General features: G+C 61.2%; 9 protein-coding genes. 6 read left to right on the top strand and 3 right to left on the bottom strand.

What is annotated here, in order from left to right:
• From HX846_RS10470 to HX846_RS10460, 3 genes are all read left to right on the top strand, one after another.
• Window positions 1-2,047, top strand: a 2,047-nt coding sequence (locus tag HX846_RS10470) for a TonB-dependent siderophore receptor (protein ID WP_178965348.1), incomplete at its 5' end; no start/stop codon positions are given.
• Window positions 2,048-2,203: 156 nt separating this feature from the next.
• Window positions 2,204-5,647 carry a hypothetical protein gene (locus HX846_RS10465; protein WP_178965347.1) on the top strand — a complete coding sequence of 1,148 codons (3,444 nt, stop codon included), beginning with the start codon at window positions 2,204-2,206 and terminating at the stop codon, window positions 5,645-5,647.
• A gap of 63 nt (window positions 5,648-5,710) precedes the next feature.
• Complete coding sequence (locus HX846_RS10460; RefSeq protein ID WP_003207444.1) at window positions 5,711-6,535, top strand: AraC family transcriptional regulator; 825 nt, start codon at window positions 5,711-5,713, stop codon at window positions 6,533-6,535.
• Between the two features lies 1 nt (window position 6,536).
• Here the strand turns inward: HX846_RS10460 and HX846_RS10455 are convergent, their stop codons facing one another.
• Entirely contained in the window at window positions 6,537-7,124 is a 588-nt protein-coding gene (locus HX846_RS10455; protein WP_177044788.1) for a LysE family translocator, read from the bottom strand.
• Window positions 7,125-7,412: 288 nt separating this feature from the next.
• Between HX846_RS10455 and HX846_RS10450 the strand changes: the two genes are divergently transcribed.
• Window positions 7,413-8,255: an alpha/beta fold hydrolase gene (locus HX846_RS10450; protein WP_008435217.1), complete on the top strand. Its 843-nt coding sequence runs from the start codon at window positions 7,413-7,415 to the stop codon at window positions 8,253-8,255.
• A 6-nt stretch (window positions 8,256-8,261) separates the two neighbouring features.
• On the opposite strand, the gene HX846_RS10445 is transcribed toward HX846_RS10450, so the two are convergent.
• On the bottom strand, window positions 8,262-8,972 hold the full coding sequence (locus HX846_RS10445) for a FadR/GntR family transcriptional regulator (protein ID WP_008435219.1): 711 nt from the start codon (window positions 8,970-8,972) through the stop codon (window positions 8,262-8,264).
• A gap of 287 nt (window positions 8,973-9,259) precedes the next feature.
• On the opposite strand from HX846_RS10445, the gene HX846_RS10440 reads away from it, so the two are divergent.
• Together HX846_RS10440 and gudD are read left to right on the top strand one after the other, a co-directional pair.
• Window positions 9,260-10,609 (top strand): MFS transporter, encoded by a 1,350-nt coding sequence (locus HX846_RS10440; RefSeq protein WP_008435222.1) that lies wholly within the window; start codon window positions 9,260-9,262, stop codon window positions 10,607-10,609.
• Window positions 10,610-10,619: 10 nt separating this feature from the next.
• Entirely contained in the window at window positions 10,620-11,969 is a 1,350-nt protein-coding gene (gudD, locus tag HX846_RS10435; RefSeq protein ID WP_003207434.1) for a glucarate dehydratase, read from the top strand.
• A gap of 2 nt (window positions 11,970-11,971) precedes the next feature.
• Here gudD and HX846_RS10430 read toward each other — a convergent pair.
• A partial coding sequence (locus tag HX846_RS10430) for an NAD(P)/FAD-dependent oxidoreductase (protein WP_178965346.1) occupies window positions 11,972-12,777 on the bottom strand: 806 nt, incomplete at its 5' end.

Genomic DNA, 12,777 nt, shown 5'->3' with positions numbered 1-12,777 from the left:
CTCCTACACCACCGGCGCCATGGCTTCGGCCACCGGCCTGGCGCTGTCGATGCGCGAGACGCCGCAGTCGGTAACAGTGATCACCCGCCAACAAATGGACGACCAAGGCTCCACCAGCATCGCCGACACCCTGCGCCGTGCACCGGGCGTGAGCGTGCAGAATTACGACAGCGAACGCTGGGAGTTTTCCAGCCGCGGCCTGCCGATCACCAACTTCCAGTACGACGGGGTCAACTCCACCTACGACGGCGTGTATGACTACGGCACCACCAGCACCGACATGGCGGTGTATGACCGCCTGGAAATCATCAAGGGCTCAGCCGGCCTGATGTCCGGCTCCGGCGATCCTTCGGCCACGGTCAACCTGATTCGCAAAAAGCCCACCCGGGACTTCAAGGCGTCGGTCACGCAGACCTTCGGCTCGTGGGACAACTACCGCACCGAAGGCGATATTTCCGGGCCTTTGACCGACTCCGGCAACGTGCGCGGGCGCTTCGTCGGCGTGTATCAGGATCGCCAGTCGTACCTGGACCACTACCAGAACACCAAGGATATCGCCTACGGCATCCTCGAAGCCGACCTGACGCCGGACACCCTGCTGACCTTCGGCATCGACCAGCAGGACACCCGCTCCCGTGGCGCCAGCTGGACCGGCTTCCCGATGTACTTCAGCAACGGTTCACGCACCGACTTCTCGCGGTCCTTCAACCCGGCCGCCGACTGGAGCCGTCGCGACTTCCAGAACCAGACCCTGTTTGCCTCGGTGGAACAAAAGCTCGCGAACGACTGGTCGCTGAAAGTCAGCCTTGACCGCAAGCGCAGCCAGCACGATACCCTGCTCGCCTCCGCCAGCGGCGGCAACCCGGACCCGGTCACAGGCGACGGGATGTACATGTTCATGGGCAAATACAAGGGTGACCAGGTGCAAAACACCCTGGACATCAACCTCAATGGCCCCTTCAGCCTGTTCGGGCGCGAGCATGAATTGATCATGGGCTTCATGGCCACCCGCTCGAAGCAGGACGTGCCGGTGTACGGCTCGATCTACCCGCCCGTGGGCGGCAGCATTTACGACTGGCGCGGCGAATACCCGAAGCCTGACATTCCCCGCAGCGGCCAGAACGACATCGTGCAACGCCAGACCGGCGCGTACCTGGCCACGCGCTTGAGACCCACCGATGACCTGTCGGTGATCCTGGGTACCCGCGTCAGCAACTTCAGCGGCACCGACAACACCGACTTCTACGACCCGACCAAGGCCGACAACCGTTTCACCTACCGCCAGACCGGCGTCGTCACGCCCTATGCCGGTATCGTCTACGACCTGAATGACATCTGGTCGGTGTACACCAGCTACACCAAGATCTACAAACCGCAAAACAGCAAGGACGCCGACCGCAAGTTGCTCGATCCGATTGAAGGCGACACCTACGAAGCCGGGCTCAAGGCCGCTTTCTTCGACGGCCGCCTGAACGCCAGCTTCGCCGCATTCCGCATCGAACAGGACAACGTTGCGCAGTACGTTTCCGGGTTTGAGACCGACTCGGTATATCGCCCGATTGCCGGCGCTACCACCAAGGGCTTTGAAGTCGAACTGGCCGGTGAAGTGCTGGACGGCTGGAACGTCTCGGCGGGCTACACCTACCAGCACAGCCGTGACGCCAACGGCGATTACGTCTATGGCTCTGTGCTGCAAACCACCACGCCCCAGCAAGTGGTGCGGTTGTTCAACACCTATCGGCTGCCCGGCGCCCTGGAGAACCTGACCGTGGGTGGCGGCGTGAATTGGCAGAGCGAGTTCTTCGGCAATGTGTTCCAGCCCGATCCCAACGACTCGGTGAATTTCGGCCACAACTCACGCATTACCCAGGACAGCTACTTCCTGGTGGACGTGATGGCGCGCTACCGCTTCAACGAGCACCTGAGCACCACGTTGAACGTGAAGAACCTGTTCGACAAAAAGTACTACACCGGCCTGGGCAACTTCGGTACCGGTTTCTACGGCGAGCCGCGCAGCCTGCAATTGGCGACCCGCTGGGATTTTTGAGCCCAAACGCCAGACTGCCGTAGCGCCCGCAACGGCAGTCGACTCGGGCTACACCCCGTCAGGAAGGTACATCTTTTGTTCTGGCCCGGCCCATCCGACGATGCAGGCTCCGGTCGCCCATAGCACGTGGGCGACCTTGCACAGAGCCTGAACGCCATGGATGACTTACCCTTTCTGTCCCACCTGTTGAAGAATATTTCTCCCTCCGCCCTGGACCTGATCAAGCACCAGGCATTGCGCCTCAAGGACGATCAAGTGCTGATCGCCGAACTGATCGCCGGTTTGATCAGACTGGTTGCCCAAGGCACCACCCCGGCAACCGAACCCATCTTGATCAGCGTGCCGGAAAATACCATGCTCGGTCGCTGGGTGCGGCTCTTCTGTGACGCCATCGGCCGCCCGGCCTTCCGTGAGTGGGCCTCACGCCATGACCTGGAACTGGCGAGCCTGGTGTTTCGGGGCGGCGATCTGCAGGCCACGATCCTGGAAGGCACGGTCAAAACACCGTACACCTTCACCCTGGACAAAGACTCTGATTGGTGGCGCGTCGCGAATCCGATCCTGGAGGTGGTGCAGATTATCGATACGGTCAACGCCGGCTTGCCATTCATGGAAAACCTCGTCGAACCTCATTCGAGGACACTGCCTCTGAACCTGGTATTGCCCTTCTATGGCTACCCGTTACCGACCAATCATTTGCAGGCTCAGGTGATTCTCGAAGAGATCCATACCCTCGACACGCTGCCCGGTGTCGATGAAAGCGGGCGGCTCAAATCCACCCTGCGCAAGCGCTTGACCGAAGAGCAGCGGGATTACCAACAACTGGCCGATGCGCTGCAGACGCTCCTGGAACAAAGTACAAACGGCAGCCCGCCTTTCGATTGGCTGCAGCTCTACCTGCAACGATGCACGCTGGACTCGGACTCAATGTTGTCGAGCACCTTAAAGTACGCGGCACAGCTGCTTTACGCCGTGACGCAGGGCGAAGAGTTCGCGAGCCTCAACCCTGCCAGTCAAGGCGCTGCCCCCACTTACCGCTATTCCGTCGACCAAAAAGTAGTGATCGCCGTGACCGACGGCCGCGAGGCCAATACCTCACCTCTGGATCGCTCCAACAACTCAGCGCTGAATCAGCAATGGGATGAGCTGGAGCGCCTGGCCAATCTCGCCCATACCGACATATTGCCGGACGCCAGCCTCAGCCTGGCCGCGCTGATGACGGCGTATCGGCTACCCCGTCCTGCCAGTGCAGGGGACGTTCAGGTCCTGGTGGAACAACTGCGCGCCACCAGCGCAGCGACGTTTCCCTATGTCAGCTCGGCCGCCCACTCGTTGGTGGCCGTCAGCAAACACATGCGCCATATCGCGGTCCTCAATGACCGTTACACCATGCAAGCAGCACTCAAGTCGATCACCCTCGATACGCAGCTCACTAGCACCCTGGACATGACGTTCAACCTGGCGGCTGACTCGCCCTTTGCCATGCTGGTGGACAAAGGGGCGCAACTGCTCGCAGGTTTGCGCCAGGAATCGGCCTTTCAACGCGTGAGCGCCACCCGCCAATTCAACCTTGCCCGGGTGTATGTACTGAACGCGGACGGCGAACTCAGTGGTTACGCGCTGGACGATGCGCCCAAGGTACTCACCCGTGCGGACACACCGCTTTCAAGCCTGACCTCGATGGCCGAACCCCTGTTGGAACTGGCCCGCCAATCCGGCGGGCGCATCAGCACCAATGGCCAGGTCAGCTTGCGCCAGTTACTCAACCTCTACCAGATGGCGCTACCGGCTACCCGTGACGAAGCCCATGCCACGGCACGCATCCTGCGCATCCCGACAACCAAACAGCCACGCCACGGCAACTACTGGCGGGCATTGCAGGTGATGCCACTGCTGGCGGCGCAACGCAAACAGGTGCTGCAGACCGTCGCCGCCTTCCTGCCCAACCAGGACGTAAAACTGTTCGACTACCTGAGCGAAACAATCGTCGGCGAAAAAAACCGTGACCAGGTGCGCGCCGAGGCTGATCTGCTGCTGCACCAACTATTGGCATCGCCCCCGGCCCAGGCACTGGCCGCGCGGCTATCGGAAACCGTGGGCTGGTACGGTGAACACGCCAGCGCTGCAAACACCCGTGCCAGCAGAAACGCACTGTTGTTTGCCGCACTGATTCTCAGCCTGGACGCGAATGCTGGTAAGCAGCGGGCCACTGTCGCCGGCTATGACCTGACCGATTCCTACAACTGGGGCCTGACCTTCCATGAAGTCCGTAACGCCGTAGAAGCCATGGTCCAGTTCAAGGTCCTGCGCACCAGCGCCGTACCCATGGCCGCGCACCTGTTGCTGGCGGGCATCGCCCCGGAATTCCTGGTGCGGGACATCCCTGATGAGGTGTCGTACATGAGTTCCCATACCTGGGTACATTTCAAGCAATACGTGGACCTGATCGAAGCTGAAACACCGGGTGCATCACGGGCCATGCGCTTCACCGACTTCATGGCGGTGATCTACTTCATCATGCCCTCCCGCCGGGTTCGCCGAGGCAGTCTGCCGATCGTCGACTGGGCCGTGGCCAACGGAGTACTGGCCAAAAACGTTGATGGGCACAGTACCACGCAGAAGAATCGCGCCATTGCCGCGTTGAACGAGCAGCTCAACCAGTTGCAGATCAGTTCCGAGTTGAAGAAGAACGGGCATACCAGCCTGTATGAGATAGCCTTGCAGGATCTTCAGCGGGTGTTTGCCGGTAGCACCGATCTGGAGCGAATGGTCATACAATGGCAGGCCAGGCCTGGTAACCGCTCGGAGCCGGATATCGCCGCCAATACCGCCGTTTCCCTGGTTCAGTTGCACATGGCAGGCAAGCTGACCAAAGGCACAACGCAATGGCGCTCGACCCTCAAGGACGTTGATTTCGCCAGCATGGCGTCACGGTTCGATGAGTTGGGGTCAATCCATTCCACTTTCGCGGCCGAGTTCGAGAAGCGCTACACGGCGGTGCGCGCCGCGCTGCTACAGTCGATCGTGTATTGGATGTCACAACTGCCCCTGCTTAGCCGTAAAGGCATGGAATATGGCAGCCTGGAATTCCATCGCCTGCAAACGTCACGCACCAGTGCTGGCGGGCAGACATCGGGCATCGGGAGATTCGGGGTGCTGGTGTTGTGCAGGTACGCCGGCGACAAGCGCTTCTACGAATTTCTCCCAAAGCAACTGAAGGTTGCCCCATTACCGGGCCTGACCCTGCAAATATTCGAACAGGCCCTGCGCACCGGCAATACCCAAGGCAGCCCGCTGCCGATCGATTGGTCAGCGTACGCGCGCGGCACCATTCCCAACGGGCAGCAACACGCGACGGTCATTGCCCAACGTTTTGCCGAGCAGCCTGCCGTCTATGGGCCGGGCCCTGTGGTACCCAACACCTTCACCTCGCCACGCAGCCTGGCCATTGCCAGCATCGTGATTGACCAGCACTTGCTGGTAGGCGCCGATGAGGCGCGAGCGGCGGCGAAGCAACCCCTTTCCCTGGCAGACGCCATCAACGGCGTAGATCCGCGGATCGGTTTCCTGCGCAGAATGGAACCCGAAACCATGAAATGAAACGTTGCAGGCCGGTTTCTGTGTAATCATTCACTGCATTGTTTCCCGGTGAGGCTTGTAGTGATGCGATCGCCCCTCGAACCGACTGCCCCGTCCTTCTGGCGCGACGAACGCCTGCCGTTCATTGAGGCTCGCACCATCGCCGACGGGCGGAAGGTCTGCTACACCCGCCACGCCCACGAGCACTTTTCCATCGGCGCGATCACGGCCGGGCAGAGCCTGTACATCCATGGGGCATCGACCTTCAAGATCAGCACCGGCACCGTGGTCTTGATGAATCCCGGGGATGTCCACGCCTGCAACCCCATTGATGATCTGCCCTGGTCCTATCACATGCTGTATATCGATACGGCCTGGCTGACCGACCTGCAGCACCAGCTGGGTTTCAGCAAGGACCAGGACTTTCGTCCGTTCACCGCCACCCACACCACGGATGTCGCGTTGTACCGCGGGCTGAACGAGCTGTATGAGGTGCTGGTGGACAACCACGCCGAACACCTGCACAAGCAGAGTGCGGTGGTGAGTTTTTTCACCGAGGTGCAACAACGCCTCAACCCGTCGGAGACCCCGGTGCGCGAGGTCAATCACAAGCTGGAGCGGGCCGCCGACTATATCCGCGAACATTGCACCGAGGCCCTGAAGCTCGAAGACATTTGCCAGGCGGCTGAACTGTCGCCGTCGTACCTGATTCGTGCGTTCAAGCAGTATTACGGCATGACGCCCCACGCATTCCTGGTCAATCGCCGTATTCAGTTTGCCCGCACCCAGTTGCGCAGCGGCCAGTTGATCGCAGACGTCGCACTGGCGGCCGGTTTTTCTGATCAGGCGCATTTCCAGCGCACGTTCAAACAGCACCTGGCGGCAACGCCCGGGCAATATCGCGGCTGACTCAGGCCAGCAGCAGATACCCCACGCTGGCCACCAACAAGGCGGCCATCGAGCGATTGAACAGGCGCATGCCCCGGGGGTTGCTCAGGTAGCGGCGCAGGAACGTCCCGGCGTACGCCCAGCACGCCACCGACAAGTAGCAAATCACCAGGTAGATCGTCGCAAACAGCCAGACTTGCTGCGCATCGCCATCGGCGACAAACAGCCCCATGCCTGCCACGCACGCCAACCAGGCCTTGGGGTTGAGCCATTGCATGATCGCCCCATAGAGCATCGACGGCGCCGCGGCCGTGCCTTCAGCGTCCAGGCGCCCATCGTCCACTGCCAGCTTCCAGGCCATGTACAACAGGAACGCCACCCCGCCCCATTGAATCAGTTGGGTCAGCAGCGGCCAGCGCACCAGCACCTCATGCAGCCCCAGGCCAATCAGCACCAGCAGCAAGGTGAATCCCAACGCGGCTCCAGCCACGTGCTTTTGACTGGCGGCAAACCCAAAGCGCGCCCCCGAACTGATGGCCACCACATTCACCGGTCCCGGCGTGATGGAGGTGGCCAAAGCGAAAGCGGCCATGGAAATGATCAAGCTCATTGCAATTCCTTTTTGTTGTGCGGGTATGAGCTGAACCTTAAGGAGAAGACGGATCGCGGTATTGAAGAAAATGCCCCTGCCGGGAATGACCGAAAAAACCACCAGTTGAAACCCTTAGCCCACCCGCTGCAAAAGACAAATTTATTCCATTGATATAACTGTATTTTTCTCTTTCCAAAGGGCGTTTTTGATAGGAAAAAATGCGTGTTTCCCAAGGTAGGCACGGTGCTAGAGTCGAGCGCACATCTGGCCGGATGACCTCAACCTGCTCACAAAAAAGGAATCGCCATGTCACGTCGCTTATTGGCAGCTGCCTGCCTGTTGCTGTCCTTCTCCGGGGTTCAGGCCGCGGAACGCTGGGAAACCCTTCCGCCCACCCCGGCGCCGATTGCGGGGGCCAAAACCGGCTATGCCGCCGTCAATGGCATCAAGGTCTACTACACCAAGACAGGGCATGGTTCGCCGGTGATCCTGCTGCACGGTGGCCTGTCCAATTCCGATTACTGGGGCAACCAGGTCAAGGCGCTGGCTGCCAAACACACGGTCATCAGCCTCGACAGCCGTGGCCACGGGCGCAGTTCCCGGGACGAGAACCCCTTCGGTTACGACTTGATGGCCGATGATGTGGTCGCCGTACTCGACAGCCTGAAAATCCCCCGCGCCGATATCGTCGGCTGGAGCGACGGCGCAATCATCGGTATCGATCTTGCCCTGCGCCATCCCGACCGTATCGGCAAGGTGTTTGCCTTTGCCGCCAACACCCAGACCTCCGGGGTCAAGGATGGCGTAGAGAAAAATCCGACCTTCGCCGCCTTCATCGAGCGCGCCGGCCAGGAGTACGCCAGGCACTCGCCGACGCCAAAAGAGTACGACGCCTTCGTCGAGCAGATCAGCCATATGTGGGCCAGCCAACCCAACTGGACCGACGCGCAACTGGCGTCCATCAAGACTCCGATCCTGATTGTCGACGGCGACCACGATGAGGCGATCAAGCGAGAACACACCGAATACATCGCGGCGACCATTCCGGGAGCGGGCCTGCTGATTCTGCCGAACACCAGCCACTTCGCATTCCTGCAGGACCCGACGCTGTTCAATGCCGCGCTGCTGGACTTCCTGGACAGCAAATAGCCCCGCCTACTCTCCGGTCATCCGCTCCAGGCTGTTGCTCAAGTGCAACAGCATGGCGGCCCGGGCCGCGTCCGGGTCCTGGCGGCGGATGGCTTTCAGGATCGCCTCGTGCTCAAGGTTCGCCAGGCGCCCCAGCTCCATCAGGTCCGCGTCGCCGCGTTCCTCGGCATTGATCCGGGTGCGTGGGATTACCGAGTGGCCCAGGTGATAAATCACGTCGGTGAAATAGGTATTGCCAGTGGCCTGGGCGATCAGGCGATGGAAGCGCACGTCAGGCTCAACGGCACTGTCGTTGTTGGCCAGCGAGTCCTGGTAATCATCCAGTGCCTGGCGCATCTGCTGCAGTTGTTCATCGGTACGGCGCAAGGCTGCCAGGGCGGCTGCCTGGGTTTCCAGGCCCATGCGCAGTTCAAGAATGCCGCGCACGCTGGCGGCGGTGTCGTGGGTCAGGTGCAGGCCGTGGCGCTCGTCGCGCTCCAGCACAAAGGTGCCGACACCGTGGCGGGTTTCCACCAGCCCGGCGGCCTGCAATTTGGAAAGCGCTTCGCGCACCACCGTGCGGCTGACGCCGTACTCGCCCACGATAGCGGACTCGGATGGCAGCTTCTCACCCGGCGCCATCTGTCCCAAGAGAATCTGCTGGGTCAATGCGGTGACGATATCGTGGGCAAGGCCCGGGGAGCGCTTGCGATGAGGTGCCGAGCTGGGGTTTTGCATCAGGAATTCCGTTCTGGGGCGCCTGGCAATACTAGCATTCTTAGACGAGCCAACTTGTATGACAACAAACAAATACCTGTAGAAGCGAGCCTGCCCGCGAAAAAACCCGTCGCAGCTCAAACATTGCACCAAACCGCGTAATCGTTGACGATTTTCGCGAGCAAGCTCGCTCCTGTAGAGGGTTGCCATCTCTGAAAATGCAGTTGTATGATGTCTATCAAGTTGTCAGACATCTCTGACAACCCAAATACGTCCCCGCACAACAATAATCAGTGGGAGTTTGACCCGTGACCCCTTCCAGCCCTGCGACAGCTGCGCCTGCCACCGACCCGGTCCTGGCCCGCGCGATCAAGAAGGTGAAGAGCCATGTGCTCCCACTGTTCGTGATCATGTTCATCGTTAACTACATCGACCGCGTCAACATCGGCTTTGTGCGTACCCATATGGAGCACGACCTGGGCATTGGTGCGGCCGCCTACGGCTTCGGCGCCGGGTTGTTTTTCATCGGCTACGCGCTGTTCGAAGTGCCGTCCAACATGCTCCTGCAAAAAGTCGGCGCGCGCATCTGGCTGACCCGCATCATGTTCACCTGGGGCATCACCGCCACATTGATGGCCTTTATCCAGAACGAAACCCACTTCTACATCCTGCGCTTTCTGCTGGGCGTGGCCGAAGCGGGCTTCTTTCCCGGGGTGATCTACTACTTCACCCGCTGGTTGCCCGGCGTCGAACGCGGCAAGGCGATTGCAATCTTCCTCAGCGGCTCGGCCCTCGCCTCGCTGATCTCCGGCCCCTTGTCCGGCGTGCTGCTGCAAATCACCGGGCTGGGCCTGCATGGCTGGCAGTGGATGTACATCATCGAAGGCATGGCGTCGGTGCTGCTGTGCTTTTTCGTGTGGTTCTGGCTGGACTCCAAACCCCACGACGCCAAGTGGCTCAGCCTTGAAGAAAAGGATGCGCTGGTGGGCGAGATCGACCGCGAACAGCGCGAGCGTGACGCCGCGACCACGGTCAAGCCGACCCTGGGCAAGCTGCTCAAGGACCGTCAGATCATGCTGTTCTGCGCCCTGTATTTCTGCATCCAACTGACGATCTATGCCGCCACTTTCTGGTTGCCGAGCATCATTAAAAAGATGGGCGACCTGAGCGACATCCAGGTGGGTTTCTACAACTCCATCCCGTGGTTGATCTCGATCATCGCGATGTACGCCTTCGCGGCACTGGCGGGCAAATTCAAGTTCCAGCAAGCCTGGGTCGCTGCGGCGCTGTTGATCGCCGCCGTCGGCATGTTCCTCTCCACTACCGGCGGGCCGATCTTTGCCTTTATCGCCATCTGCTTCGCGGCGATCGGCTTCAAGTCGGCGTCCTCGCTGTTCTGGCCGATTCCCCAGGGTTACCTGGATGCACGCATCGCCGCGGCGGTGATCGCATTGATCAACTCCATCGGCAACCTCGGCGGGTTTGTCGCGCCCACCACCTTTGGTTTCCTGGAACAGACCACCGGCTCGATCCAGGGCGGTTTGTATGGCCTGGCGGGCACTTCGATCCTTGCGGCCATCCTGGTGTTTTTCGCCAGGACACTGCCCGGCCCGACCACCAGCAGCGTGCTGCAACCCGCCCCCGTCTTGAGCAAATAAGGACTACACGATGAACACAGAACACCAGCACCACGCCAACAGCGCCCCGGTCGTGACCGGCCTGCAAGTCATCCCGGTGGCCGGTCACGACAGCATGCTGCTCAACCTCAGCGGTGCCCACGGGCCGTTTTTCACGCGCAACATCGTGATCCTTACCGACAGCGCCGGCCGTACCGGCGTCGGTGAGGTACCCGGCGGCGAACGCATCCGCGAGACCCTGGAAGACGCCCGCAGCCTGGTGATCGGTAAGCCCATCGGCCAGTACCAGAGCATTCTCAATGCCATGCGCCAGACCTTCGCCGCGCGGGATTCGGCGGGCCGGGGTTTGCAGACGTTTGACCTGCGCATCACCATCCATGCCGTCACGGCGATGGAAGCGGCACTCCTGGATTTGCTCGGCCAATTCCTCGAAGTCCCGGTGGCGGCCCTTCTCGGCGAAGGCCAGCAGCGCGACGCGGTGAAGATGCTCGGCTACCTGTTCTACATCGGTGATCGCCAGCAAACCGACCTGGCCTATCGCAGTGAAGACGATGCCGAAGACTGGTTCCGCCTGCGTCATGAACAGGCCATGACGCCCGAAGCCATCGTGCGTCTGGCAGAGGCGGCCAAGGCGCAATACGGCTTCAATGACTTCAAGCTCAAAGGCGGCGTACTGCGCGGCGGCGACGAAATCGAGGCGGTGACTGCACTGGCCGAACGCTTCCCCGATGCGCGCATCACCCTGGACCCCAACGGCGCCTGGTCACTGAAAGAAGCCATCGCCCTGTGCCGCGACCAGCATCATGTGCTGGCCTATGCCGAAGATCCTTGCGGCGCGGAAAACGGTTACTCCGGGCGCGAAGTCATGGCCGAATTCCGCCGTGCCACCGGGCTGCCCACCGCCACCAACATGATCGCCACCGACTGGCGTGAAATGGGGCATGCGATCCAGTTGCAATCCGTGGATATTCCCCTGGCCGACCCGCACTTCTGGACCATGCAGGGCTCGGTGCGCGTGGCGCAGATGTGCCACGAATGGGGCCTGACCTGGGGCTCGCACTCCAATAATCACTTCGACATTTCCCTGGCGATGTTCACCCAGGTGGCCGCCGCCGCGCCGGGGGAAATCACGGCCATCGACACCCACTGGATCTGGCAGGACGGCCAGCGGTTGACCAAGGCTCCGCTGAAGATTGTCGACGGCCACATCAAGGTGCCGGCCAAACCGGGCCTGGGCGTGGACATCGACATGGACGCCGTGGCCCACGCCCATGAACTGTACAAAGGCATGGGCCTGGGTGCGCGCAATGACAGCGTGGCGATGCAGTTCATGATTCCGGGCTGGACGTTCGATAACAAGCGGCCGTGCCTGGTGCGCTGACCTCAGTTGAAGATCATCGAAAAGTGCGCGCCCACCCCGGCGCGCACACCCTCGCCGACCGCCAGCGCCACCGAGCCGCCGGCCCGGTTGGCATCGCCGCAGGCAAACACACCGGGCACGGTGGTCTGGCGCGTCTCGTTGGTCAGCAGGTAGGGCCCGGTCGGCCCTTCGACAAACTCACAGCCCAACTGCTCAGCCAATGGGCTGGCCATGCGCGTACGGGACAGGGTGAAAATACCGTCCAGCGCGATCATCCGCCCGTCTGTCAATTCCACATCCGCCCGCTCACCGACAATCCGCCGCACCGCAGAGCTTTCGACGCTGACCCCACGCCGATCCAGTTGCGCCTGCTGCTCGGCATCCGGCACAAATGCGCCGTTGGTAAACAGCGTGGTGGTGCCCCAGTCCGGCAGCAGCATCGCGTGATGCATGGCCAGCGGCGACGTCGCCAGCACGCCGATGCGGCCTTGATCCAGTTCATAGCCGTGGCAATACGGGCAATGGAACACATGCTTGCCCCAGCGCTCCTTCAACCCCTCGACCTCGGGTAACTCATCCACCACGCCGGTAGCGAGAATCAAGCGTTTAGCGTTGAACTCACCCTTGCAACGGGTTCGCACCACGAAGCCATCCTGGTTTCGAGTCGCTTCAACGGCGGTGTCCTGCACCCAGGTCACCGTCGGATATTCCATCAACTGCCCTCGCCCTTCGGCAGCGATCAGCTCCGGCGGCTGGCCATCCTGGCTGAGGAAACCGTGGGACGTGGCCGCAAACCGGTTGCGCCGCTGCCCGGCGTCAACCACCAGCA

The organism is Pseudomonas sp. K5002 (assembly GCF_013386655.1).
In the GTDB taxonomy this organism is placed as follows: Bacteria; Pseudomonadota; Gammaproteobacteria; order Pseudomonadales; family Pseudomonadaceae; genus Aquipseudomonas.
The sequence above is the reverse complement of the archived record's forward strand: the minus strand, read 5'-3'. Positions and strand labels throughout refer to the sequence as shown.

Coding starts and splice junctions, on each gene's coding strand:
- HX846_RS10460 (WP_003207444.1), top strand. CDS start 5,711: ATGCGATCGCCCCTCGAACCGACTGCCCCGTCCTTCTGGCGCGACGAA.
- HX846_RS10445 (WP_008435219.1), bottom strand. CDS start 8,972: ATGCAAAACCCCAGCTCGGCACCTCATCGCAAGCGCTCCCCGGGCCTT.
- gudD (WP_003207434.1), top strand. CDS start 10,620: ATGAACACAGAACACCAGCACCACGCCAACAGCGCCCCGGTCGTGACC.
- HX846_RS10455 (WP_177044788.1), bottom strand. CDS start 7,124: ATGAGCTTGATCATTTCCATGGCCGCTTTCGCTTTGGCCACCTCCATC.
- HX846_RS10450 (WP_008435217.1), top strand. CDS start 7,413: ATGTCACGTCGCTTATTGGCAGCTGCCTGCCTGTTGCTGTCCTTCTCC.
- HX846_RS10465 (WP_178965347.1), top strand. CDS start 2,204: ATGGATGACTTACCCTTTCTGTCCCACCTGTTGAAGAATATTTCTCCC.